18 protein-coding genes and 1 pseudogene are annotated in these 24,415 nt (G+C 60.6%); 16 read left to right on the top strand and 3 right to left on the bottom strand.

From position 1 onward, the window contains the following. Window positions 1-5 precede the first annotated feature (5 nt). Window positions 6-653 carry a LysE family translocator gene (locus FXN63_RS21270; protein WP_148817302.1) on the bottom strand — a complete coding sequence of 216 codons (648 nt, stop codon included), beginning with the start codon at window positions 651-653 and terminating at the stop codon, window positions 6-8. After that, window positions 650-1,573 carry a DMT family transporter gene (locus FXN63_RS21265; protein ID WP_148817299.1) on the bottom strand — a complete coding sequence of 308 codons (924 nt, stop codon included), beginning with the start codon at window positions 1,571-1,573 and terminating at the stop codon, window positions 650-652. Before FXN63_RS21265 ends, FXN63_RS21270 begins: the two co-directional genes overlap by 4 nt. A 106-nt stretch (window positions 1,574-1,679) precedes the next feature. On the opposite strand from FXN63_RS21265, the gene FXN63_RS21260 reads away from it, so the two are divergent. From FXN63_RS21260 to FXN63_RS21190, 16 genes and pseudogenes are all read left to right on the top strand, one after another. Continuing rightward, window positions 1,680-3,125: an aminotransferase-like domain-containing protein gene (locus FXN63_RS21260; RefSeq protein ID WP_148817295.1), complete on the top strand. Its 1,446-nt coding sequence runs from the start codon at window positions 1,680-1,682 to the stop codon at window positions 3,123-3,125. A gap of 377 nt (window positions 3,126-3,502) precedes the next feature. After that, window positions 3,503-4,519: a methyl-accepting chemotaxis protein gene (locus tag FXN63_RS21255; protein WP_187394973.1), complete on the top strand. Its 1,017-nt coding sequence runs from the start codon at window positions 3,503-3,505 to the stop codon at window positions 4,517-4,519. Between the two features lie 124 nt (window positions 4,520-4,643). Then, on the top strand, window positions 4,644-5,012 hold the full coding sequence (locus FXN63_RS21250) for a response regulator (RefSeq protein WP_148817290.1): 369 nt from the start codon (window positions 4,644-4,646) through the stop codon (window positions 5,010-5,012). Between the two features lie 98 nt (window positions 5,013-5,110). Further along, a complete protein-coding gene (locus tag FXN63_RS21245; RefSeq protein ID WP_246164925.1) occupies window positions 5,111-5,401 on the top strand; it encodes an STAS domain-containing protein in 291 nt (96 codons plus the stop codon). After that, window positions 5,398-7,608, top strand: a complete 2,211-nt coding sequence (locus FXN63_RS21240) for a chemotaxis protein CheA (RefSeq protein WP_148817287.1) — start codon at window positions 5,398-5,400, stop codon at window positions 7,606-7,608. The genes FXN63_RS21245 and FXN63_RS21240 overlap by 4 nt, the downstream gene beginning before the upstream one ends. Window positions 7,609-7,650: 42 nt before the next feature. Then, a complete protein-coding gene (locus FXN63_RS21235) occupies window positions 7,651-8,175 on the top strand; it encodes a chemotaxis protein CheW (protein ID WP_148817284.1) in 525 nt (174 codons plus the stop codon). A 28-nt stretch (window positions 8,176-8,203) separates the two neighbouring features. Continuing rightward, complete coding sequence (locus FXN63_RS21230; protein WP_148817281.1) at window positions 8,204-9,859, top strand: methyl-accepting chemotaxis protein; 1,656 nt, start codon at window positions 8,204-8,206, stop codon at window positions 9,857-9,859. 83 nt (window positions 9,860-9,942) lie between these two features. Then, window positions 9,943-10,848 (top strand): annotated as a pseudogene (locus tag FXN63_RS27135) (MCP four helix bundle domain-containing protein); the annotation flags it as partial. Further along, the gene (locus tag FXN63_RS27130) at window positions 10,822-12,273 is read left to right on the top strand and encodes a methyl-accepting chemotaxis protein (RefSeq protein ID WP_425468744.1); all 1,452 of its coding nucleotides are present in this window, start codon (window positions 10,822-10,824) and stop codon (window positions 12,271-12,273) included. The pseudogene FXN63_RS27135 and the gene FXN63_RS27130, both read left to right, overlap by 27 nt. A gap of 89 nt (window positions 12,274-12,362) precedes the next feature. Continuing rightward, the gene (locus tag FXN63_RS21220) at window positions 12,363-14,402 is read left to right on the top strand and encodes a methyl-accepting chemotaxis protein (protein ID WP_222863952.1); all 2,040 of its coding nucleotides are present in this window, start codon (window positions 12,363-12,365) and stop codon (window positions 14,400-14,402) included. 110 nt (window positions 14,403-14,512) lie between these two features. Next, entirely contained in the window at window positions 14,513-16,429 is a 1,917-nt protein-coding gene (locus FXN63_RS21215; RefSeq protein ID WP_246164924.1) for a methyl-accepting chemotaxis protein, read from the top strand. Between the two features lie 151 nt (window positions 16,430-16,580). Further along, on the top strand, window positions 16,581-18,788 hold the full coding sequence (locus FXN63_RS21210) for a HAMP domain-containing methyl-accepting chemotaxis protein (RefSeq protein WP_148817273.1): 2,208 nt from the start codon (window positions 16,581-16,583) through the stop codon (window positions 18,786-18,788). Between the two features lie 101 nt (window positions 18,789-18,889). Continuing rightward, the gene (locus tag FXN63_RS21205; protein WP_246164923.1) at window positions 18,890-20,239 is read left to right on the top strand and encodes an EAL domain-containing response regulator; all 1,350 of its coding nucleotides are present in this window, start codon (window positions 18,890-18,892) and stop codon (window positions 20,237-20,239) included. Between the two features lies 1 nt (window position 20,240). Next, complete coding sequence (locus tag FXN63_RS21200) at window positions 20,241-21,050, top strand: CheR family methyltransferase (protein ID WP_148817270.1); 810 nt, start codon at window positions 20,241-20,243, stop codon at window positions 21,048-21,050. Window positions 21,051-21,125: 75 nt separating this feature from the next. Continuing rightward, window positions 21,126-21,671 (top strand): chemotaxis protein CheD, encoded by a 546-nt coding sequence (locus FXN63_RS21195; protein ID WP_187394972.1) that lies wholly within the window; start codon window positions 21,126-21,128, stop codon window positions 21,669-21,671. Next, window positions 21,668-22,768 carry a protein-glutamate methylesterase/protein-glutamine glutaminase gene (locus FXN63_RS21190; protein WP_148817267.1) on the top strand — a complete coding sequence of 367 codons (1,101 nt, stop codon included), beginning with the start codon at window positions 21,668-21,670 and terminating at the stop codon, window positions 22,766-22,768. The genes FXN63_RS21195 and FXN63_RS21190 overlap by 4 nt, the downstream gene beginning before the upstream one ends. Before the next feature lie 75 nt (window positions 22,769-22,843). Here FXN63_RS21190 and FXN63_RS21185 read toward each other — a convergent pair whose 3' ends face one another. Beyond that, entirely contained in the window at window positions 22,844-24,340 is a 1,497-nt protein-coding gene (locus FXN63_RS21185; protein ID WP_148817265.1) for a hypothetical protein, read from the bottom strand. Window positions 24,341-24,415: the final 75 nt, after the last annotated feature.

The raw sequence follows: 24,415 nt of genomic DNA, 5'->3' as shown, positions 1-24,415 counted from the left end.
TGCGCTTACTTCAACGACACCAACAAATCTTGCGCCAGCGGATACAGCGACGCCACCAACAACAATGCCATCGACACGTTGAACGCCCGCACCGCAGCCGATGCCCGCAGCACCCGGGACAAGGCGCTGCCAAATGCCGCCCACAAGGTGATGCTGGGCAGGTTGACCAAGGTACACACCACGGCCGCCACCATCAGGTTCACGTAGAACCCGTTTTGCGGCGTATAGGTCGCAATGATGCCGATCGACATGATCCAGGCCTTGGGGTTGATCCACTGAAACGCAGCCGCCTGCAGGAACGTGAAAGGCTTGCCGCGACTTTCCCCCGGGCCCACCGGGCCGGCCGTGCCAATGCACCACGCCAGGTACAGCAGGTAGGCACCGCCCACATACTTCAGCACCGTATACAGCACCGGCCAGGTCTGGAACACCGTGCTCAATCCCAGGCCAACCAGAATCAGCATGGCCGACACGCCAAGCGAAATACCGAAGATATGCGGCATCGTGCGACGCACACCAAAATTCAAACCCGACGAGGCAAGCATCAGGTTGTTGGGGCCAGGGGTGATGGAGCTGACTAGTGCAAACAGGGCAAGCGACGCAATCATGCTCAACGACAAGCCGTCAGATGGCGTGATGGAAACGGGCATCATTTTTTACCTCCGACCGCACAGCGGCGACCCACGGCAATCACCGCAATGACTGCAATCGCACATAGATAAGTACCCGTATCGACGGATTCACCAATCAGCAGCGCGGCAACCAACACGGTAAGAAACGGCTGCAGCAATTGCACCTGTCCGACCCGGGCAATGCCGCCCAGCGCCAGCCCGTGATACCAGGCAAAAAAGCCCAGGAACATAGAACCGAAGGACAGGTAGGCGACTGCCAGCATGGCTGGTACTGAGGGCAGGCTTGGCACCTGCACGGCCATTGCCCCCACAGGTACGATCAACAGCGGCGCGCTTGCCACCAGTGCCCAGCAGATGGTGCGCCACCCGCCCAGCGTGCGCGCAACCCGTGCGCCTTCTGCATAGCCCATGCCGCCCGCCACGACTGACAACAGCAGCCACAGGTCACCGGTCTGCAATGCGCCATGTCCGGCTTGCAACGCAAAACCCACCACCAAGGCCGCACCGACCAATGCACATGCCCAGAACCCGATGGATGGCCGTTCGCCGCTGCGCCACGCGGCAAACATCGCAGTAGACAAGGGCAGCAAGCCATTGATGATTGCGCCGTGCGAGGACGGCACGCTGCGCATGGCAAGGGTGGACATCAGCGGCCAGCCCACCACAATGCCCAGCATGGCCAGCGCAAGACCAGACCATTCGTTGCGGGTCGGGCGTCGGCTGCCCGTAATCCACAACAGCAATGCAGCAGGAATGGCGGCAATCAGCGCACGGCCGAGTCCGACCAGCAAGGGGTCGAGTTCGGCGACAGCAATGCGAGACATCGGCAAGGTCATCGAGAACACCAACACGCCAATAAACCCGTATGCGTAGGCAGTCCAGGACGGTATTCCCGTTGGCGGGGATGAGGGCAGAGCAGGAAGCGCAGGGGCGGCGCGCATGGTGGAACATTCCAAGAAGAACTGGCAGCTCACTTTATCTGCAAATGGCAGTACAGTACCGGTACACTTTAACGATCAATTCAGACACTGGCCTGGTCAAATTCCCATGACACCCGACGCCACCCCCGCGCTTTCTTCAAGTTTGTCTGCCATTCCCAGCCGTGATGTGGATCAAACCCTGGTCGAACAACTGACACGGCAGATGACGCATCGCATCGAGCGCGACGCCATGCGCCCGGGCAGCCGGCTGCCGTCGATACGGCAACTCGCCAGCGAAATGGGGGTCAGCCGATTCACGGTGGTCGAGGCGTATGACAGGCTGGTGGCCGATGGGCATGCCGAGTCCCGGCGCGGTGCCGGGTTTTTTGTGGCCACCAAACCCGCTGCGCCGTTGGCACCGGTCCCTCGTCATCCGGTGTTGGCTGCGGAAGGCAACATCGACATCCGATGGCTGCTGCGCAATATGTTTCGCGACACCTCGGCCGCCGAACACGCCGGCGGCGGGCTGATGCCGCCCGACTGGCTGGATGCCGAGATGGTCGCTGCCAGCGTACGCGCGGTGGGCCGCACTGTGCGGGACAGCTTGCTGGGTTATGGGACGGCACAGGGCTACGCACCGCTGCGCCAGCAGTTGGCGGCGCGCCTGCAGGCAGACGGCATTCCTGCGCATCCCGATCACATGCTGACAACCAGTGGCGTCACCCATGCGTTCGACCTGATTGCGCGCCACCTATTGCAAGCTGGTGACACCGTACTGGTGGAAGACCCCGCCTGGCCCCTGATCTTCGGTCGTCTGACTGCCTTCGGCGCTCGGCCGATCGGCGTACCACGCGGGCCGGATGGCCCGGATCTGGACGCCCTGGCGCGTCTGGCTGCCCTGCACAAACCCAAGTTTTTCCTGATCAATGCCGCGGTTCACAACCCAACGGGCTACAGCCTGTCTGCCGGTGGTGCGTATGGAATATTGCGCATTGCCGAGCAGCACGACTTCATCGTGGTGGAAGACGATACCTACGGAGAACTTCACCCGGGTCAGCCGATTCGCCTGGCTGCGCTCGATCAGTTGAACCGGGTGATTCACGTCGGTGGATTCAGCAAAACGCTGGCTGCAAGCCTGCGCGTAGGCTATATCGCTGCGGCACCGGCTGTGGTGCAGGCGCTGACTGACCTGAAAATTCTGACAGCTTTGCCCACCAGCGAGTTGGGCGAGCGTACAGTTCACCGTATTTTGGCCGAAGGTCATTACCGACGGCACCTGGTACGGGTCAGGGCGCGCGTCGATATGGAACGAGATCGCACGCTCAAGGTCTTGTTGAAACTGGGCGTGAAAGTCCCCCAACTCCCACCGGCCGGCATGTTTGTCTGGGGCGATTGCGGCCGTGACACCGAACGCATGGCGCGTCTCGCGGCAGAGCAGGGTGTCGTGCTGGCACCGGGAAGTTTATTTTCACCCGGGCAAATGCCATCTACGCGAATGAGGTTTTCTGCTGCGACAGCCGGTAACATTTCTGCACTTCGTGTGATCGAATCCTTGTTGCAAGCTTTCGATTGACTGAAATTCAGATTTATCAAAACAAATTTCAGGAAAACCATAATTTTCCTGTTTCAAAGCCTCGAAAAGCGCTGGAAAACCGCGCCAAATCTAGGTTTAAAGCCTTTAAGAAAAGCGCCTTTTTCCCTTAAGAAGTTCTTAAACTGGCCGTTATACAGAGACAGACGTTACGTACCGTCACTTTTGTAACGAGCCCGATGAATCATCCACCTCTTGCCCTTCCGGTTCGCAAGTCTCCGCTTCCCGACGTCGCCATCGGCGCTGGTGCTATTGCGGTCCTTGTCTTTCTCTTTCTTGGTGGGCGGGGCACGCTATCGCCTTGGCTAAGCGGTGGCTTGGCGGCGTCTGGCGGTCTGTTGATGCTCGCGGGGGCGCTCATGTGGCGCACACGCGCGCACGCTTGGCTCGCGCACGCGCGCGAGGTCCAGGCCAGCGCCAACCTGGCTGCGCAGGAAAACGCCGAGCAGCTCTCGCTGGCTGCCGAAGGGGCCAGCCGGCAACTGGGCGAAGTCTGGGGCGACCTGATTGAAGTCGCGCGCGTCGAGACCGAAACCTCGATCAACGAACTCACCAATCGCTTCGCCATCATCGTCAGCAGCCTGGAACAATCCATTCGGGTCGCCGACGACAGCATGCAGGGTGATGCGGTGGCCGCAGTCGAAGAGCATGGCCGCGCAGAACTGGCTGGCCTGATTGCCGAATTGCGCGAGTCATGCAGCCGCGAGCGGGTAATGCGTGATCGCGTGGAAGCGCTTGCCGCGCGCATCGAACAACTGCGGGAAGGTGCCGATTCGGTGCAGGCCGTGGCCAAGAGCGCCACGTTGTTGTCGCTGAACGCCGCGATCGAAGCGGCACGTGCGGGCAACAGCGGCAGTGGCTTCTCTGTCGTGGCCGCCGAAATGCAGCGTCTGTCGCAAGCATCGGGCGAGCTGGGCGTGCGCATGGCCGCCACCTCTGCCGAAACCATCGCGTCCATTTCCGAGGCCGTCGAAGCCGTCCGTGATTCCGTGCGCGCCAGCGAATCCGCTGCCGCTGCCGCCGAGCAACGCGTGGCGAGCGTGCTCGACGAATATTCCGGTCTGACCCAACGCATTGCCGAATCGGGTGCCACGCTGGCACGCGAGGCCCACGGCGTGAACGAATCCGTGTCCGCAGCCATCGTCTCGCTGCAATTCCAGGACCGCACCAGCCAGATTCTCTGCCACGTGCGCGATAGCGTGAAGCGCGCGCCGGCAACCGTGTTTGCCCCTGCTGCCGGTGCTGCCGTCAGCACCATGGACCCGGCACACGAGCTCGATGCGTTGAGCAGCAGCTATGCCACAGAGCAAGAGCGCAACGTTCACGCAGGGCGCAAGACAGAAAGCTCGTCGGCGGGCGAGATCACCTTTTTCTGATTGATGACAGCGATGCGTGCATCGTCGCCCGGGCTGCTGCCTGCAGCAGCTCAAGTCGCCAAGTCTGGCTATAGCCAGACTGGTGGCGCGGGTGGGATGCCGCAAGTATTTTTTTGGAACGGACATGGCAAAAACTATCTTGATCGTCGATGACTCGGCATCGGTTCGACAGGTCGTCGGCATCACCTTGCGCGGCGCCGGTTACGACGTGATCGAGGGCAGCGATGGCGCAGTCGGGCTCAGCAAGCTGACGGGTCAGCGCGTTCACCTGATCATCAGCGACGTGAACATGCCCAACATGGACGGCATCAGCTTCGTCAAGGCAGTCAAGCAACTGCCGGCCTACAAGTTCACGCCAGTCGTGATGCTGACCACGGAAAGCCAGGAAGAAAAGAAGCGGGAAGGCCAGCAAGCGGGTGCCAAGGCATGGATCGTCAAGCCTTTCCAGCCCGCTCAACTGCTGGCCGCTGTGGAAAAGCTCGTCCTTCCCTGATCGGGAAATACCGGCGCGTGGCGCTGGCAGGTCTGTAAGCGCACCCATCTCAGGCGTTCCCTCGCCTGGACGACAGCATTCATGTACGGAGAGCCATAGTGGACACGTGTGCATCCTTGCCCATCGAGGGCGAGATGACGATTTATCGGGCCGCAGAGCTCAAGGACACCGTGCTGGCGGCAATTGCTGACGCACAGGCGCTGGACATCGACCTTCGCTTGGTCGAAGAGATCGACACCTCGGGCATTCAGCTGCTGCTGTTGGCCCGTCGTGAGGCCGCACGCCAGGAAAAGCCGCTGCGCCTGATCGGCCACAGCGCGGCCGTGCGTGAGGGCCTGGCCATGCTGGGGTTCGGCGAGCAACTCGACCCGATTGGAGCCACGGCATGAACCTCGACGACGCTCTTCAGACCTTCATTGTCGAAAGCCGCGAACTGCTGGAAGACATGGAAGCCGCCCTGCTGTCGCTGGGCCGTGACGCCGACGACAGCAGCGAACGGGTCAATGCCATTTTCCGCGCCGCGCACACCGTCAAAGGATCTGCGGGCCTGTTTGGTCTGGACCATCTTGTCAGCTTCACCCACGTCGTGGAAAGCGTGCTCGACGATGTGCGCGCAGGCAATCTGGCCATCGACGATTCGCTGGTTGCGCTGTTGCTGGCCTGCGGCGATCACATCGGCGCAATGGTTGCCCTGATCGCAGCCGGTCGCACCGACCCCGATCCTGAACTGACTGCCCAAGGCGAGCCGCTGCTGGCGCAACTGCAGACCTATCTGGTTGCCGAGGCCGCACCGGCTGCGCAAGCTGTGGTCACGGCTGTCGATTCGAACATTGACGCTGACGCGAATGCCGATCTGATCGATGACGGCACCTGGCACATCTCCTTGCGTTTCGGCACGGAAGTGCTGCGCAACGGCATGGACCCGCTGTCCTTCATTCGCTATCTGGGTACGCTGGGCACGATAACCGCCATCGTGCCGCTGGCTGACGCCTTGCCCGAGGCCGACCAGATGGACCCGGAGCAATGCTATCTGGGCTTCGAGATCGTGTTCCGCACCGAGGCCGATCGCGCCACGATCGAGAGCGTGTTCGAGTTCGTGCAAGACGACTGCGTATTGCATCTGTTGCCGCCCAAACGTGGCTTGAACGACTACGTTGCCTTGGTGGAGCGTCTGCCCGAAACGCAGGCGCGATTGGTCGAGGCGCTGAGCCTGTGCGGCGCGGTCGATGCAGAGGTACTGAACGCTGCATTGCTGGGGGATTCGGCGGATGCAGTAGCTGTGGACGTGTCCGCGCCGGTTGACGCGTTGCCCGCCGATACGCAGATCGATGCTGCGTTGAACGCGGTGCTGCAGTCGGCACGCGAATCCAAGAGCCAGGAAACCAAGGGTCAGGAAAACAAAGGGCAGGAAACCAAGAGCCGGGAAAGCCCGTCGATCCGTATCGATGCAGACAAGCTCGATCACCTGATCGATCTGGTCGGCGAGTTGATCATCATGGCTTCCGGCGCGCAGCTGGCGGCACGCCGCGTCAACGACTCCGAGTTGCAGGAAACCCATTCCGCGCTGGCTGGTTTGGTCGAGGCCGTGCGCGACAGCACCTTGCAACTGCGCATGGTGAAGATCGGCGGCACCTTCAGCCGATTCCAGCGCGTGGTGCACGATGTGGCCCGCGAACTGGGTAAAGACATCGAACTGAAAGTCAGCGGCGAAGATGCCGAGCTGGACAAGACCGTGGTGGAACGCATTGCCGATCCGCTGACGCACCTGGTTCGCAACGCCATGGACCACGGCATCGAGTCCGCCGAACTGCGCGCTGCGCGCGGCAAACCGGCACGTGGCACGGTCCGCCTGAACGCCTTCCATGATTCCGGCGCAATCGTGATCGAAGTCGGCGACGACGGCGGCGGTCTGCAGCGCGACCGCATTCTGGAAAAAGCTGTCGAGCGTGGTCTGGTCGAGCCGGGTCGCCATCTGAGCGACGGCGAAATCTATGCACTGATCTTCGAGCCGGGGTTCTCCACCGCTGCTGCCGTCACCAACCTGTCCGGCCGTGGTGTGGGCATGGATGTGGTCAAGCGCAACATCGCCGAACTGCGTGGCTCGGTGTCGGTGGCCAGCGAACCCGGTCAGGGCACCACGGTCACCGTGCGTCTGCCCCTGACGCTGGCAATCATCAACGGCTTCCAGGTCACCGTAGGCAAATCGGTGTTCGTGGTGCCGCTGGACATGATCGACGAGTGCGTGGAGTTCTCGGCCGAACCCGGCCACGACTACACCAACCTGCGCGGCGAAGTCCTGCCCTTCATGCGCGTGCGCGACTTGTTCTCGCTGGGTGGTTCGCCTGAAGGGCGGGAGAACATCGTGGTGGTACGTCATGCCGGCCGCAAGGTCGGTCTGGTCGTGGACACCTTGCTGGGTGAATTCCAGACGGTGATCAAACCGCTTGGCCGCCTGTTCAGCCAGATCCGCGGCATCAGCGGATCGAGCATCAGCGGCAGCGGTGAAGTCGTACTGATTCTCGACGTGCCCGTGCTGATGGAACGGGCTGCTGCCCAGGCCACCGCCGACCGCGCCCGCCATCCGTTGACGGCCTGATGCGCCGCCTCTCATTCCGCATATTTAGGAACTCATCGCCTCATGAACACCAACGCCTCACGCCAGTTGGCCCCCGTGGCCGTCGCCGCTGAGCCGGCACAGTTCCTGACCTTCCTGCTGGGCGACGAAGTTTTCGCCATCGACATTCTGTCGATCAAGGAAATCATCGAATTCCGCAACCTGACCACGGTTCCGTTGATGCCCGAGTGTGTGCGCGGCGTGCTCAACCTGCGCGGTGCAGTCGTCCCGGTGCTGGACTTGCAGGCACGCTTTGGCCGCTCGGCCAGCCAGGTCGGCAAACGCACCTGCATCGTCATCGTTGAACTCAGCACCGCACATGGCCGCCAGGTAGTGGGCGTGCTGGTCGATGCAGTCAATGAAGTGCTGGAAATCGCGGACGACGCCATCGCGTCTGCCCCGGCTTTCGGTGCACGCATTCGTTCTGATTTCATTCGCGGCATCGGCAAGGTCGACGAGAAATTCGTCATCTTGCTCGACGTCGACCAGGTCTTCTCGATCGATGAATTAGCCGCCCTGGTCGATGCCAGCGCGGACGCGACCGTCTAAAGACGGCAACCCCCTAGGAGCGCTTGTCATGCTATCGAACTTCAAGATCGGTACTCGTCTTGTTATTGCCTTTGTCGTCGTTGCATCCCTGAGCGCTGTCGTCGGTGTGGTCGGTTTGATGAACACGCGCGAGATGAACGATCTCGCTGCACAGATGTACAACCGGGAATTGCTGGGGGTTTCCTATATCAAGGAAGCCAACATGAACGTGGTCGAGATCGGCCGCGCGCGCGCCAACTTCCTGCTGGCCACTACCCAGGAAGAGCGTGATCGTCATCAGGCGTCGATCAAGCGTTCCTCGACCGCCGCCCGCGAGAACTTCGACCAGGCGCGTACCCGCTTCGTCACCGATCGTGCCCGCGCGCTGTTCACCCAGATCGACAACACCTGGGACGATTACCAACGCGACATGACCAACGCCTTGGCCATGGCGGCTGCCGAGCCCCTGGCATCGCGTCCGCCCGAACTGGTGCGTCTGCTCGATGCGGTGCGTCAGCACGCCAACGTCATGGACGCCGCGCTGGGCGAACTTGAAGAGCTCAAGCGCGTGAACGCAAAGGCTGCCAGCGAGCAGACCGAAAGCATCTACCAGAACAGCCGCACCACGATGATTGCGATCATTGCCGCCGCGCTTCTTGTCGGTGTGGGCCTTGGCTTGCTGATCAGTCGCAGCATTTCGCGTCCCCTGCGTCGTGCCGCAGAAGTCGCCGACAGTCTGGCCCAGGGGGATCTGAGCATGCAGATTCAGGTCAGCGGCAAAGACGAAACCGCGCAATTGCTGGGCGCAATGCAGAACATGGTCGGCCGCCTGTCGACGGTGGTGTCCGAAGTCAATGCCGGTGCACATTCGCTGGCAGGGGCATCGGAAGAAGTCAGCGCAACCGCACAATCCTTGTCGCAAGCCGCCAGCGAACAAGCTGCGGGTGTGGAAGAAACCAGCGCATCGCTGGAACAGATGACGGCGTCTATTGCGCAGAACACGGAGAACGCCAAGGTCACCGATGGCATGGCAGCCAAGGCAGCCAGCGAAGCTTCCGAAGGTGGCGAGGCCGTGCGCTCCACGGTTTCGGCCATGAAGCAGATCGCGAAAAAGATTTCGATCATCGACGACATTGCTTATCAGACCAACTTGTTGGCACTGAATGCCGCCATTGAAGCAGCCCGCGCCGGCGAACACGGCAAGGGCTTTGCGGTGGTGGCAGCGGAAGTGCGCAAGCTGGCCGAACGCAGCCAGATCGCTGCACAGGAAATCGGTGAAGTGGCGTCGTCCAGCGTGGACCTGGCTGAACGCGCGGGCAAGCTGCTGGACGAAATGGTGCCCAGCATCCGCAAGACGTCCGACTTGGTGCAGGAAATTTCGGCAGCCTCGGAAGAGCAGTCGGCGGGCGTTGCACAGATCAACGCCGCAGTGGGTCAGCTGAGCCAGACCACGCAGCAGAACGCATCCAGCTCGGAAGAGCTGGCGGCCACGGCCGAAGAGATGAGCGGTCAGGCCGAACGCCTGCAGGAAACCATGTCCTTCTTCAAGCTGGCCGGTGCCACCGAGCCGCGCAGAACGGCTGTGCGTGAGGTGCCGCGTCCTGCGCGTGTTGCCAAGCAACCTGTGATCTCAACAGCAGCACCGCGTCGTCAGGTCGGCTATGCGGCTGATGATGTGGACGAATCGCAGTTCGCCCGCTTTTAACTTGCGATCGTTCGTAGTTTCGTCAGTAGTTCAGTTCGTAAAAATATAAGAGTGACCAGCGCAGGCTGGCAAAAAAGGAAATCATGTTTGCGAATATGAAAGTGGCAACCCGACAGGCATTGAGCTTTGGCGTGGTGGTCATATTGCTGCTGCTCATCGGAGGCCTCAGCATGGTCCGGCTCTCCGATGTCAACGAGGCGGCGAGCATCATCACGGGTGAGGTCTATCCACGCGTGAAGCTGGGCAACGAAATCGCCGAGTCATTGGCTGAGGACAGCCGCAGTATTCGCAACTTGGTTCTGGCGCGTGACAAGGTCGAGGCCGATGCCGTCTGGAAAATCTTGAACGAAAACCGCGCGCGCAATATCGAGCGCCTGAACGTTCTCGAAACCATGGTGAACAAAGATCGGGGCCGAGAGCTGCTGAAGGTCATCCACCTTCGGCGAGAGGCCCTGGGTGTTGCCTACGACAAGGTGTACACAGCCAATGCCGTTGACAAGACGCAGGCGCGTGATTATCTGTATGCCGAGGTTGTTCCCGCCAATCTGGCGTATATCGCCGCCTTGCGCGATTTCACCAACTTCCAGGCTGCACAGATGGATGCAGGTCGAGACAATATTCACCAGGTCTATACCTCGACGCGTAACTTGATTGCCAGTTTGTCGGCCGCAGCCATTCTCATCGCCATCGCACTCGCTTTCTTGTTGGTGCGTTACTTCTCGCGCGTGCTGGGCGGTGAGCCAGCTTACGCCGCAGACGTGATGAAACGTGTGGCAGTGGGCGACTTCACGGTCGATGTCGCGGTGCGTCCTGGTGATACCAGCAGTTTGCTGTACACGACACGACAGATGGTGACCTCGGCCGGCGAAAGCATCAACGATGTGGTGCGCTCGGTAGGAGCAATGGCGCGCGGTGACCTGACGCAGACCATCGACAAGCCTTACCAGGGTTCTTTTGGTGAGATGCGCGACTACGTCAACAACACCGTGTCCAAGCTGAATCAGGTCATCGACGGACAGCGTCGCGTGGTGGCAGCAGCAAACGCCGGCAACTTCCAGGACCGGGTCGATCTGAATGGCCTGCAAGGCTTCCAGAAGGAAATGGGCGAGGGCTTGAACCAATTGGCCACCACGGTCGGCGCAAGCCTGAGTGACGTGGTGCGGGTGATGGGTGCCATGTCGGCGGGTGATCTGGACAAGCGTATCGAGAAGACCTACGAAGGTGCGTTCGATGAGATGAAGGGCTATGTGAACAGCACGGCCGAAAAGCTCGACCGCCTGATCGTTGGCCAGCGCAGTCTGGTGCTGGCTGCCAACCAGGGTGACTTCAGTTCGCGTGTCGAACTGACCGGCATGCAAGGCTTCCAGAAAGAAATGGGCGAGGGCCTGAATCAGTTGGTCACCACCGTGGGCGCAAGCCTGAACGATGTGGTGCGCGTCATGGCCGCCATGTCGGAAGGCGATCTGACCAAACGGATCGACAAGGCCTATCAAGGCTCCTTCGATGAAATGAAGGGCTACGTGAACAGCACGGCAGAGAAGCTGTCCACGGTTGTGGCTGAAGTCAACGCCGGTGCGCACTCGTTGGCGGGCGCGTCGGAAGAAGTCAGCGCAACCGCGCAATCGCTTTCCCACGCAGCAAGTGAACAAGCTGCCGGTGTGGAAGAAACCAGTGCATCGCTGGAACAGATGACGGCGTCGATTGCGCAGAACACCGAAAACGCGAAAGTCACTGACGGCATGGCATCCAAGGCGTCTAGCGAAGCAGCCGAAGGCGGCGAAGCCGTGAAGGCCACGGTGGCTGCGATGAAGCAGATCGCAAAGAAAATTTCGATCATCGATGACATCGCTTATCAGACCAACTTGCTGGCACTGAATGCTGCCATCGAAGCAGCCCGCGCCGGCGAACACGGCAAGGGCTTTGCGGTGGTGGCAGCGGAAGTGCGCAAGCTGGCTGAGCGCAGCCAGGTAGCTGCGCAGGAAATCGGTGAAGTGGCATCTTCCAGCGTGGACCTGGCCGAACGCGCCGGCAAGCTGCTGGACGAAATGGTGCCCAGCATCCGCAAGACGTCTGACCTGGTGCAGGAAATTTCTGCTGCCTCGGAAGAGCAGTCGTCAGGCGTTGCGCAGATCAATTCCGCCGTCACGCAACTGAGCCAGACCACGCAGCAAAACGCGTCCAGCTCGGAAGAACTGGCGGCCACGGCCGAAGAGATGAGCGGTCAGGCCGAACGTCTGCAAGAGACCATGGCGTTCTTCAAGTTGGCAGGGGCTCCAATGATCTCCCGCAGGGCCAGCGGCAAGGCAAGTAACCGTTCGAACAGTCTGGCAAAACCCCTTGCACCATCCATCGAGCGTCGTCAGCCAGCATACGCCAGCAACGATATCGATGAATCCGAGTTTGCACGTTTCTGATTTTTCCCTCCCGTTGTCCGGGTCGACCACGTCACTGATTAAGACCGATTGCCAGTGCATCGGTTAACAAGGAAGTTATGTTCGCGAACATGAAGGTCTCAACCCGGCTTGCGTCCAGTTTCGGCGTGGTCATCCTGCTGCTGCTGGTCGTTGCCGTGCTTGCCGTGTTTCGTCTGGCTGCGGTCAACGAAACGACGGTTGCCATCGCCAATGTGATCTATCCCAGGTTGGTGCTCGCCAACAACATCGACAAGGGCACGATCGACAACGGGCGCTTCGTCGGCCAGTTCCTGCTTGCTACAAACCAGACCGACGCCAATGAAATCTGGGCACGGCTGATGGAAAACCGTGCACGCAATGGCGAGCTGATGAAACAGCTTTCTGCCTTGCTGACGCTTCCTCGCGGCAGGGAGTTGTTCAAGCAGATGGAAGACACCCGCGCCGCGACGGGCTCGCGTTATCAGCGGCTGCTTGAAATCTCGCGCACGGACAAGGTTCAGGCCATCGAGTACATGAACTCGGACTTCCTGCCCAGCCAGCTTGCCCAGCGCGCTGCCGCTGCGGCGATGGTGCGCTTCCAGGAAGAGCTGATCGAAAACGCCCGGCAGTCTGGCGACGTGCTGTACGACCAGACCCGTGCCTGGCTGATCGGTCTGGCGATCTGTGCGGTATTGATCGCATGCGCACTGGGTTTCCTGATCACGCGCAACTTTGCCAAGGTGCTGGGCGGCGAGCCGTCCTACGCGGCAGACGTGATGCGGCGCGTGGCGGTGGGCGACTTCACGGTCGATGTGGCGGTGCGTCCTGGCGATACCAGCAGCCTGCTGTACACGACACGGCAGATGGTGACTTCTGCCGGCGAAAGCATCAACGATGTGGTGCGCTCGGTGGGCGCAATGGCGCGTGGTGACCTGACGCAGACCATCGACAAGCCTTACCAGGGTTCGTTTGGTGAAATGCGCGACTACGTCAACAACACTGTGGCCAAGCTTGGTCAGGTGATCGATGGACAGCGTCGCGTGGTGGCAGCCGCAAACGCCGGCAACTTCCAGGACCGTGTCGACCTGAATGGCCTGCAAGGTTTCCAGAAGGAAATGGGCGAGGGGCTGAACAGCCTGGTGTCCACCACCGGCAACAGCATCAATGATGTGGTGCGTGTCATGGGTGCCATGGCCGATGGCGATCTGACCAAGAACATCACCCAGTCGTACGAAGGCTCGTTCGGCGAGATGAAGACCTACGTGAACGATACCGTGGCCAAGCTTTCGCAGGTCGTCACCGAGGTCAACGCCGGTGCGCAAGCACTGTCCGGCGCATCGGAAGAAGTCAGCGCAACGGCGCAATCCTTGTCGCAAGCCGCCAGCGAACAAGCCGCCGGTGTGGAAGAAACCAGCGCATCGCTGGAGCAGATGACGGCATCGATTGCGCAGAATACCGAGAACGCCAAGGTTACCGATGGCATGGCGTCCAAGGCGTCGAGCGAAGCGGCCGAAGGCGGTGAAGCCGTGAAGGCCACGGTGGCGGCCATGAAGCAGATCGCGAAGAAGATCTCGATCATTGATGACATCGCTTATCAGACCAACTTGTTGGCGCTGAATGCAGCAATTGAAGCAGCGCGCGCAGGCGAACACGGCAAGGGCTTTGCGGTGGTGGCAGCGGAAGTACGCAAGCTGGCCGAGCGCAGCCAGGTGGCCGCGCAGGAAATCGGTGAAGTGGCGTCGTCCAGCGTGGACCTGGCTGAACGCGCTGGCAAGCTGCTGGACGAAATGGTGCCTAGCATCCGTAAAACGTCTGACCTGGTGCAGGAAATTTCTGCCGCGTCGGAAGAGCAATCGTCGGGCGTGGGCCAGATCAATTCCGCCGTCACGCAACTAAGCCAGACCACGCAGCAGAACGCCTCCAGCTCGGAAGAACTGGCAGCCACGGCCGAAGAGATGAGCGGTCAGGCCGAACGTCTACAGGAAACCATGGCCTTCTTCCGACTCAATACCGTGGCCGAGTTGCGCAAGCCGGCCTTGCGTGGCGAATCCTCCCGCAACCTCCGTGCCGTCAAGCCGGTCGTGGTGGCCCGTCGTCAGACGGCCCAGATCGATGACGCTGTCGATGAATCCTTGTTTGCCCGTTTCTAAATCCGTTCAAGCGGTTTGACAAGTGCCGGTCACGGCCGGCACTTTTTTCTTAATGTTTTGGTAGACCGCGTTACGCGGTGATGGCGATTGGAATACATATGTTCAAAGGCATGAAAGTAGGGACCCGTCTGGCGATTGCGTTTGCAACCGTGCTGGTCTTGCTACTCGTCATCGTGGTGGTGTCTGTGCTGCGTCTGCAGGCACAGCAAGACCGGATCACCTACATCAATGAAGTCAACAATGTGATGGTTTCGCACGCACAGCGGGCCATTTCGGCAACGACGGGCATCTCGGCGAGTACGCGGCGTCTGCTGCTGTCGGCAGACAGTGCTGAGTTGGACGCCGCACAGGCCCGACTGAATCAACGCAAGGGCGTTGTCGACACGTCGATCGACGCGCTCGCCAAGATCCTGTCGGACGATCCGACTTCTACTGACACCGAGCGTCGAATGGTTGAGCAGATGCGCGCCGAGGCGACCAAGCTCAGCGCAGCTGGTGCACGCGTTGCTGCCGCACAGAAAGCGGGCCAGCAAGCGCAGGCGATCGACATTCTGCGCGACGAATTCAATCAACCCAACACCGCCTTGCAAGACAAGCTTGAAGAGTTTCTGAAGTACGAAGAAAACGACAACAAGCTGGCCGTAGCCGAAGCGACGGAGAGCTTCCATTTCGCCCGCGCCTTGCTGATCGGCACGGGTGTGGCGGCATTCTTGATTGCGATTGTGGCCGGTCTGATGGTGACGCGCAGCATGCTGCGTCAACTGGGTGGTGAGCCTGACTACGCGGCGGCGGTGCTTGATCGCGTGGCCAACGGCGACTTGAATGTCGACATCCAGATCAAGCCCAACGACACCAGCAGCATGCTGGTGGCAGTCAAGAACATGGTTGCCCGACTGAAACAGGTGATCGATGGTCAGCGTGTTGTTGTCGAAGCTGCAAACCAGGGTGACTTCACCAAACAAGTTGATCTGAACGGGCTTCAAGGCTTCCAGAAAGACATGGGGCAGGGCCTGAACCAGCTGACCACCACGGTGAGTGACAGCCTGACCGACGTGGGGCGCGTCATGGCAGCCATGTCCGAGGGTGACCTGACCCAGCGGATCGACAAGCGTTATGAAGGCTCCTTTGACGAAATGAAGGGCTACATCAACAGCACTGCTGAAAAGCTGTCGTCGGTCGTGGCAGAGGTCAACGCCGGTGCGCAGGCATTGGCCGGTGCATCCGATGAAGTCAGTGCAACCGCACAATCCATGTCGCAAGCCGCCAGCGAACAAGCGGCTGGCGTGGAAGAGACCAGCGCATCGCTGGAACAGATGACCTCATCGATTGCCCAGAACACCGAGAACGCCCGCGTGACCGATGGCATGGCGTCCAAGGCTTCCAACGAGGCGACTGAAGGCGGTGAGGCTGTCAAGGCAACCGTGTCGGCGATGAAGCAGATCGCCAAGAAGATCACCATCATCGATGACATCGCTTATCAGACCAATCTGCTGGCCTTGAACGCGGCGATTGAAGCAGCCCGCGCCGGCGAACACGGCAAGGGCTTTGCGGTGGTGGCAGCGGAAGTGCGCAAGCTGGCCGAACGCAGCCAGATCGCTGCACAGGAAATCGGTGAAGTGGCGTCTTCCAGCGTGGATCTGGCTGAACGCGCGGGCAAGCTGCTCGATGAAATCGTGCCCAGCATCCGTAAAACTTCCGACCTGGTGCAGGAGATTTCTGCTGCTTCGGAAGAGCAGTCTTCGGGCGTGGTGCAGATCAATTCCGCTGTCACGCAACTGAGCCAGACCACCCAGCAAAACGCATCCAGCTCGGAAGAGCTGGCAGCCACTGCCGAAGAGATGAGCGGCCAAGCCGAGCGCCTGCAGCAGACCATGTCGTTCTTCACGGTTGCATCACCGGCTGCGCCTGTCGTGGCAGCCTCCCGTCGCGCACCGTTGCGTGCGGCACCCACCCCGGTTGCACGCCGCCGTGAGATGTCATTGGTGGGTGACTCGCATGTTGACGAGGCGAACTTCGCACGTTTTTGAATGCTGTCTGTGACCTATTCGCAGCGACGCAAGTCTGGCGAGCACGTCGTCGCTTCTTCCCGTTTTCCGAACCATGGTCAGCAATGACCAATCTTAGATAGTTAATGTTTTTCCGCCGTTGCGGTGCTTAAAAAAAAGTGGGACCCCCAGTATGTTCACGAACATGAAAGTCGGCACGCGTCTGGCGACAGCCTTTGGCATCGTCTTGTTGATTTTTGCTGCTGTCATTGTGTTGGCTGTGCTGCGCATGCAGGACTTGCAAAGCGGCTTGCGCTATATCACCGGGGTCAACAACGTGTTGATCCAGCATAGCCAGAACATGAAGTCGACGTATTACGCCTTCGGGGGAAATGTTCGATCCCAGCTGCTGAATACCGACCCACTGGTGATTCAGCGAGAAGTCGAAGCGGGATTGGTGTTGCGCCGCAATTTCGAAAAATCGATCGAGGACATGAGCGCCATCTTCGCGGCCGATCCGACCACGAGCGCTGTTGAACGCGACATGCTGGCGCAAGTCCGTGACGGCAGTCGCAAGCTCTTCACTGTGCTTGATCGCGTCTCTGATCTCGCGTTGAAGAACCTGAACGATCAAGGCACAGTGGTATTGCGTGAGGAGTACACCCCCCAGGGCGTGGTGTTGCGCGGTCAGATCGATGCACTGGTGGAACACGAAGCCACACAGAATCGCGAGAGTGTCGCTGAAGCAGAAAGCAGTTATCAGTTCGCGCGAAGCTTGATGATCGGCATGGGTATCGCCGCCGCATTGGTGGCGATTGCCGCCGCGTTCCTGGTCACGCGCAGCATCTTGCGTCAGTTGGGTGGCGAGCCTGATTACGCCGCTGAACAACTGCGTCGCGTGGCCAACGGCGACCTGAGCACCGAAGTCATCACCGCCCAGGGCGATACCACCAGCATGCTGGCGGCAGTCAAGGAAATGGTGTCGCGTCTGAATCAGGTGATCAGCGGCCAACGCGCGCTGGTGTCTGCAGCCAATCGTGGCAATTTCGACTCACGTGTCGAGTTGGCGGGCCTGCAGGGCTTCCAGAAGGAAATGGGTGAGGGGCTGAATCAGCTGGTCACGACCGTTGGCGCAAGCCTGAACGACGTGGTGCGGGTCATGGGTGCCATGTCAGCCGGCGATCTGGACAAGCGCATCGACAAGACCTATGAAGGCGCGTTCGACGAGATGAAAGGCTATGTGAACAGCACGGCCGAAAAGCTCGACCGCCTGATCGTTGGCCAGCGCAGCCTGGTGCTGGCCGCCAACCAGGGTGAATTCAGTTCGCGTGTCGATCTGGCCGGCATGCAAGGCTTCCAGAAAGAAATGGGCGAGGGACTGAACCAGCTGGTCATTACCATCGGCAACAGCCTGAACGATGTGGTGCGCGTCATGGCGGCCATGTCGGAAGGCGATCTGACCAAACGGATCGACAAGGCCTATCAAGGCTCCTTCGATGAAATGAAGGGCTACGTCAACAGCACCGCCGAGAAGCTGTCGTCGGTCGTGGCAGAGGTCAACGCTGGTGCGCATGCTCTGGCAGGTGCTTCCGAGCAGGTCAGTGCAACCGCCCAATCGCTGTCGCAGGCCGCCAGCGAACAAGCCGCCGGTGTGGAAGAAACCAGTGTGTCGCTGGAACAGATGACGTCATCGATTGCGCAGAATACTGAGAACGCCAGGGTTACGGATGGCATGGCGTCGAAGGCGTCGAGCGAAGCCGCTGAAGGCGGTGAAGCGGTGAAGGCCACGGTGGCTGCCATGAAGCAGATCGCCAAGAAGATCTCGATCATTGATGACATCGCTTACCAGACCAATCTGCTGGCATTGAATGCAGCAATTGAAGCAGCCCGCGCAGGCGAACACGGCAAGGGCTTTGCGGTGGTGGCAGCCGAAGTACGCAAGCTGGCTGAACGTAGCCAGGTGGCGGCGCAGGAAATCGGTGAAGTGGCTTCATCCAGCGTGGACCTGGCCGAACGCGCCGGCAAGCTGCTGGACGAAATGGTGCCCAGCATCCGCAAGACGTCTGACTTGGTGCAGGAAATTTCTGCCGCGTCGGAAGAGCAATCGTCGGGCGTGGGCCAGATCAATTCTGCCGTCACGCAACTGAGCCAGACCACCCAACAGAACGCCTCCAGCTCGGAAGAACTGGCAGCCACGGCCGAAGAGATGAGCGGTCAGGCCGAACGTCTGCAAGAAAGCATGTCGTTCTTCACGATTTCGGGACAATCGGCTGCGATAATCTCGCGCCGCAGCACGGCGGTAAAACGGGATCAACGCGATACGCGTGAGTCCCGCAAGCCGCAGCTCACGTCTGTCAGTCTGGATCATTCTGTCGACGAAAGTCGCTTCACCCGGTTCTGACGGACTCAAATCCTACTTCTTACTACTGGCATGTCAATCATCGCGTCCACCCACCGTTTCACCACCGCGTCCAGGCCCGTATCGGGCCGACGCGTGCGGGCATGTCGGAAGGGGCAGACAAGATGCTGAATCGTGTCGCGCCCAAGCCTGATTCGGTGCTGATCGTCGACGATTCGGCCCTGCAGCGCAGCCACACCGCCGCGCTGTGCCGACGCGCCGGGATCGACCTGGTCTACGAAGCGGGCAACGGCATCGAAGCGCTTGAGCTGTTGTCCATGCTGGTGCTGACCCCAAGCGTGATGATTCTGGACCTGGAAATGCCGGACATGGACGGCGTTGAACTGGTCCATAACCTGCACGTACAAGGGTTCAGTCTGCCGGTGATCATCGTGTCGGGGCGTGAGCAAGCCCTGATCGATTCGATTGCCACCATGACCCGCAGCATGGATTTCCACGTGCTGGGTGCGCTGCGCAAGCCTTTGCAGATCGGCGGGCTGGAACGCGCCCTGCGCGAGTACGGCGAGGCGCTGACCTACCCCGTGGTGCCTCGTGCCGAGCCCGCCCTGCCCACGGTAAGCCCGGTCGATCTGGGGCGGGCCATCGATAGCGGCGACATCATCGTCCACTATCAGCCCAAAGTGGATATCCGCACCGGCATCATCCGGGGGCTGGAAGCGCTGGCTCGCTGGACACACCCGCAATACGGCATGATCCCGCCGAATCAGTTCATTCCAATGGCCGAGGCCAACGGCCTGATCCGCCCGTTGACGTTGAGCGTGATTCCGCAGGTGCTGGCTCGCTTGGCCGGTTGGAACGCACGTGGCCTGCGCTGGTCAGTGTCGATCAATCTGTCGCCATCTTTGCTTGATGACGCCGACCTGGTGCCGGTGATTGTCGAGATGGTTCAGCGATACGGCGTGGCCCCCGCGCAGATCGTGTTCGAGATCACCGAAAGCTCGGTGGCCTCGCATCTGAGTGTGTCGCTGGGCGTGCTGGCGCGCTTGCGGCTGAAAGGTTTCGGCCTGTCGATCGATGATTACGGCACGGGTTTTTCGTCGATGCTGCAGCTGGCACGCATCCCGTTCACCGAACTGAAGATCGATCGCTCTTTTGTGCACGGTGCACATCAGCGCAAACGCTCGCGGGTGCTGTTGCAGTCGGCCTTGGACATGGCGCGCCAGTTGGGTTTGACCACGGTGGCCGAAGGCATCGAAACCATCGAAGACTGGTTGCTGCTGCAGTCCTTCGACTGTTGCGTGGGCCAGGGTTATCTGATCGCGCGACCCATGCCCGCCGAAGACCTGCCAACCTGGTTGCATGCACATCGCGAACGCTTGTGCAGCTTGCGCCAAGAGCGTCGGGCACCGTCGTCTCTTCCCTATAACTTCTCTACCGCAGGCCAACCCGACGACACGGCGACGCTTGCTGGTGTGCCGTCGACCCGGCCCTGACATGATGATGATCACCGATCGTGAATTCCAGGACTTCCAGCGCTTCATCTACGAAGCCGCTGGCATCAACTTGTCACCGGCCAAGAAAGCGCTGGTCACCGGCCGCCTTGCGCGCCGACTGAGCGCGCGCAATCTGGACAATTACGGTGCCTACTTCGCGCTGCTGCGCGATGGCAAGGACAAGACCGAGGTCCAGACCGCCATCGATCTGCTGACGACCAACGAAACCTACTTTTTCCGCGAACCCAAGCATTTCGACCTGCTGCGCAAGGTTGCCGCTGAAGCGGATGACCTTGCACGTGGCGGTCGACCGTTCCGCGTGTGGAGCGCCGCCAGCTCGACCGGGGAAGAGGCCTACAGCATGGCCATGGTGCTGGCCGACAGCCGGGGCAACCGCCCCTGGGAAGTGGTGGGCACGGATATCAGCACCCGGGTGGTGGCACAGGCCAAGACCGGGCACTTCGTGCGCCAGCGGACCATGCATGTACCGGCCGATTATCTGCGCCGTTTCTGCCTGAAAGGCATCGGGGAACAAGAGGGAACCGTGCTCGTATCACGTGAACTGCGCGACCGCATCAGCTTCCGTCATGCGAACTTAAATACCACACTGCCCGAACTTGGCAGCTTCGATGTGATCTTTTTGCGTAATGTCATGATCTACTTCGATCAGGCAACCAAACGCAAGGTAGTTGAGCGAGTATTGTCGCTGCTTCGCCCTGGTGGTTATTTCTGCATCGGTCATTCCGAAAGCCTGCACGAGATCAGCACCGCGGTACGCCAGATCGCGCCTGCAACCTACCGCAAGCCGTAATTCCCAATATACGAAAGTCGCTGTGACCGAACTGTCATCAACAGGGGTCGACGGCGAGCCCTGACATCTACGTTGATGCAAAAATTTCCTTCCAATGTCACCCCGCTGCTCAAGCCGGGGTCGGCCATCGATGTGTTCCTGCAACCGGGCGAGTTTTTCGTCGGCGGTGCAGATTTTCGTGTTCGCACGCTGCTGGGTTCGTGCGTGTCCATTACCTTGTGGCATCCTGCCCGGCAGATCGGGGCCATGTCGCACTTCCTGCTGGCCCGGCGTGCACGCGCGTCGGCCACGCTCGATGGCCGTTATGGTGACGACGCGCTGGAATTGATGTGGTCCGGCTTGGTCGCCCAGGGCGTAGACCCACGGCAGTGCGTGGCCAAGGTGTTCGGTGGTGCGGACATGTTCTGCGGGCTGCCGACCTCGCGCGAATTCCACATCGGTCGCAACAACGGCGAGGCAGCGCGCAACATGCTGGCGGCGCGTGGCATTCAGGTGCGCGCCGAGCACCTGTTCGGTGCCGGGCACCGGCAGGTGCTGTTCGACATCAAAGACGGTGACGTCTGGGTGCGGCAGGTCACGCCCACGGGCGACGCGGCACCCGAGGCCAGGAAGCGTCAATGACGCCGATTTCCGTCCTGATCGTCGACGACTCGGCAGTGGTGCGTCAGGTGCTGGTGGCGATGTTCAAGGAGGCACCCGGCTTTGAAGTCATCGCTGCCGTGGCCGATCCGCTGCTGGCCATCGAACGCATGAAACTGCGCTGGCCGGACGTGATCGTGCTGGACGTCGAAATGCCGAAAATGGACGGCATTACGTTCCTGAAGAAAGTCATGAACGAACGGCCGACGCCGGTCGTCATCTGCTCGACCCTGACCGAGCGCGGTGCCAAGACCACGCTCGATGCGCTAGCCGCAGGTGCGGTGGCCATCGTCACCAAGCCCAAGCTGGGGCTCAAGCAATTCCTGAGCGAATCCGCCCAGGAAATGATCTCTACGGTGCGTTCTGCCGCACGTGCCCGGGTCAGCAAGACCGTGCGCCGTGAACTGCCGCTGACCCCGACACCCAAACTCACTGCTGACGCCATCCTGCCGGCAGCCAGCGGCCCGGCAACCATCCGCACTACTGAACGTGTGGTTGCGCTGGGCACCTCTACAGGCGGCACGCAGGCCCTGGAATTGGTGCTGACCTCTCTGCCACGCGTATCGCCGGGTTTGGTGATCGTGCAGCACATGCCCGAGCGCTTCACCGCCGCCTTTGCCTCCCGGCTGGACGGATTGTGCGAGATCGAGGTGCGCGAAGCCGTGGACAACGATCGCGTACTGCCGGGCAGGGCGCTGATTGCCCCCGGCGGTAAACACATGACCCTGCGCCGCAGCGGTGCCCAGTACGTGGTGTCGGTGGTCGACGGCCCGCTGGTCAACCGCCACCGGCCCTCGGTCGACGTGTTGTTCCGGTCGGTAGCGCGCTCGGCCGGCCAGAATGCGCTTGGCATCATCATGACGGGCATGGGCGACGACGGTGCCGCCGGCCTGCTGGAGATGCGCACCGCCGGTGCCCGCACGCTGGCGCAGGACGAAGACAGCTGCGTGGTGTTCGGCATGCCGAAAGAAGCCATCCGTCGCGGCGGCGTCGAGCGCGTAGTGCCGCTATCAAACGTGGCGCGCGAGATCATGCAACTGGCCCCGCCGGGCTGGGCGGGCGGCGCGGCCGGGGTTTGAGCGAGGCAGGTTGTTGGCAGCGCGGTTGATCGCTGCTTGCTTGAGCGATCGTGTTCTCTGCCGATACCTAAGCAGTCAGTTTCCAGACGCCGGCAGATCCCGTATGAAGTTGCGTTTCACTTTGTACTCGATGCGTATCTCAGCCAGCCATGCCGCGCCCTGATCGGCCGTCATCCGTTTCAGAATCTCGTCGACCAAGGCAAGTTCGTGGCGATATTGGCCAGCAGCCGGCTGCATCAGACTATGAAAAACCGAGATCATGAGTTCCAGTGCCTGGACGTGGAAGTCTGGCGGCAGTTCTCTGGCTAGTTCCAGTCGGACAAGGTTCTCGCAGAAAGCAGGTGCCTGCGTCAGCGCCAAGGCGTCAAGCCAGCGTGCTTCCGAGCGCAAAATATTCACGCGTATGGAAACATCCCGCGCGGCCGAGCCTTCCCGGTTCAAGCGTTGCTTGCGGGGTGTAGTTTCTGCGGCAGCAAGAAAATCATGCAGCGCCTGTCGCAAGCTCACCAAATCTTGGCCGTCTGCCTCCCCCGCTTTCAGCACACTTTCGTAGCGGTACAGGTCAGGCGCAGATTCAAATTGCTTTCGTCGCAAAGCCAGCGCTTCGCTGGTGCGGCCATCGCGTTCATAGCAGCGCATCAGATGAGACTGCAGTCGGTGATCGCCAGGAAATGCGCTGGTGCCTTGTTCCGCCAGCACCAGCATTTCTCCCTGACGTCCGTGCTTTTGAAGAAAATCCAGAACGCGATTGTGTGCCTCGGCATTGGACATGTCTTCGCGCAGCACGGTCAAAGCTCCGTCGATGTCGCCGATTGTCTCCAGGTGAGACAGGTACAGTCGCTCCAGTCGCCATAACGTCATTTCGCTTTCGCCAGCGCCGTGCTCCACGACAAAGTGCTCTGCTATGTGACCACGCTGTGCTGCTGCCCACTCGGCCTTGGCGGCGGCCACGGCATGTTTGGCTTGGTGTCGGCGTTCCGCCAAGGCGAGTCGATAACGTTCGCAGGCCGCCGGTCCCATGCTTGCCAACACGTCGCTGACATCCAGCATGCCGATGGGATCGTCCAGTTGAATCTGAACCAGCTTGTCTCCGAAGCCTGCTGGTTGAGTACTGATGGCCTGTATCGCCAACAGCCATTGTTCGCCGATTGCCATGCACAGACCACCCATGCCGCCGTGGGAATCATCCGCCTGTTCAAGTACACGCCAGATTCGACGCAGCGCATGCAAGCTCAGCGTTGCGCCTTCCTCCGGGCTCAATTCCCTGGCCTGTTGCAGAAGCGGTAAGACGGCCTGTGCACTACGTACGTACTCCCTGGTTTCCCGTCTGTCGATGAACCCGCGCTTGGATGCCATCAAGGTGGTGATGACAGATTTCAATGCCTTGGGGGTGTCGCGGGCGGTGTGGAGCGTTTGCCACTGGTGCAAGTCGCGATCGATGTCGCGATCTCTATCGGCCAAGTCCAGCAGTTTGTCGGCCAGGGTGCTGGCGGGCAGGGCGTGCAGGAAGTCACGCAGCGCGCGTTGTTTGTCTCCAGCTTTATCGCGGCGCTTGGCGCCTGCCTGAAGCATGCTCGTGCTGCCTGCGTTTTCTGGAGACGGATCGTCGGCCATTCGCTGCCAGGTTTCAGTCAAATCGGAGCCAAC

It is taken from the genome of Pigmentiphaga aceris (assembly GCF_008119665.1).
Lineage (GTDB): Bacteria > Pseudomonadota > Gammaproteobacteria > Burkholderiales > Burkholderiaceae_B > Pigmentiphaga > Pigmentiphaga aceris.
This window is presented reverse-complemented; position numbering and strand designations above follow the sequence as displayed.

Excerpts from the sequence above, each read along its gene's own strand:
- FXN63_RS21235 (WP_148817284.1), top strand. The coding sequence starts at position 7,651 with ATGAACACCAACGCCTCACGCCAGTTGGCCCCCGTGGCCGTCGCCGCT.
- FXN63_RS21270 (WP_148817302.1), bottom strand. The coding sequence starts at position 653 with ATGATGCCCGTTTCCATCACGCCATCTGACGGCTTGTCGTTGAGCATG.
- FXN63_RS21200 (WP_148817270.1), top strand. The coding sequence starts at position 20,241 with ATGATGATGATCACCGATCGTGAATTCCAGGACTTCCAGCGCTTCATC.
- FXN63_RS21215 (WP_246164924.1), top strand. The coding sequence starts at position 14,513 with ATGAAAGTAGGGACCCGTCTGGCGATTGCGTTTGCAACCGTGCTGGTC.
- FXN63_RS21240 (WP_148817287.1), top strand. The coding sequence starts at position 5,398 with ATGAACCTCGACGACGCTCTTCAGACCTTCATTGTCGAAAGCCGCGAA.
- FXN63_RS21185 (WP_148817265.1), bottom strand. The coding sequence starts at position 24,340 with ATGCTTCAGGCAGGCGCCAAGCGCCGCGATAAAGCTGGAGACAAACAA.
- FXN63_RS21195 (WP_187394972.1), top strand. The coding sequence starts at position 21,126 with ATGCAAAAATTTCCTTCCAATGTCACCCCGCTGCTCAAGCCGGGGTCG.
- FXN63_RS27130 (WP_425468744.1), top strand. The coding sequence starts at position 10,822 with ATGCGCGACTACGTCAACAACACCGTGTCCAAGCTGAATCAGGTCATC.
- FXN63_RS21255 (WP_187394973.1), top strand. The coding sequence starts at position 3,503 with ATGTGGCGCACACGCGCGCACGCTTGGCTCGCGCACGCGCGCGAGGTC.
- FXN63_RS21260 (WP_148817295.1), top strand. The coding sequence starts at position 1,680 with ATGACACCCGACGCCACCCCCGCGCTTTCTTCAAGTTTGTCTGCCATT.
- FXN63_RS21210 (WP_148817273.1), top strand. The coding sequence starts at position 16,581 with ATGTTCACGAACATGAAAGTCGGCACGCGTCTGGCGACAGCCTTTGGC.
- FXN63_RS21205 (WP_246164923.1), top strand. The coding sequence starts at position 18,890 with ATGTCGGAAGGGGCAGACAAGATGCTGAATCGTGTCGCGCCCAAGCCT.
- FXN63_RS21190 (WP_148817267.1), top strand. The coding sequence starts at position 21,668 with ATGACGCCGATTTCCGTCCTGATCGTCGACGACTCGGCAGTGGTGCGT.
- FXN63_RS21230 (WP_148817281.1), top strand. The coding sequence starts at position 8,204 with ATGCTATCGAACTTCAAGATCGGTACTCGTCTTGTTATTGCCTTTGTC.
- FXN63_RS21220 (WP_222863952.1), top strand. The coding sequence starts at position 12,363 with ATGAAGGTCTCAACCCGGCTTGCGTCCAGTTTCGGCGTGGTCATCCTG.
- FXN63_RS21250 (WP_148817290.1), top strand. The coding sequence starts at position 4,644 with ATGGCAAAAACTATCTTGATCGTCGATGACTCGGCATCGGTTCGACAG.
- FXN63_RS21265 (WP_148817299.1), bottom strand. The coding sequence starts at position 1,573 with ATGCGCGCCGCCCCTGCGCTTCCTGCTCTGCCCTCATCCCCGCCAACG.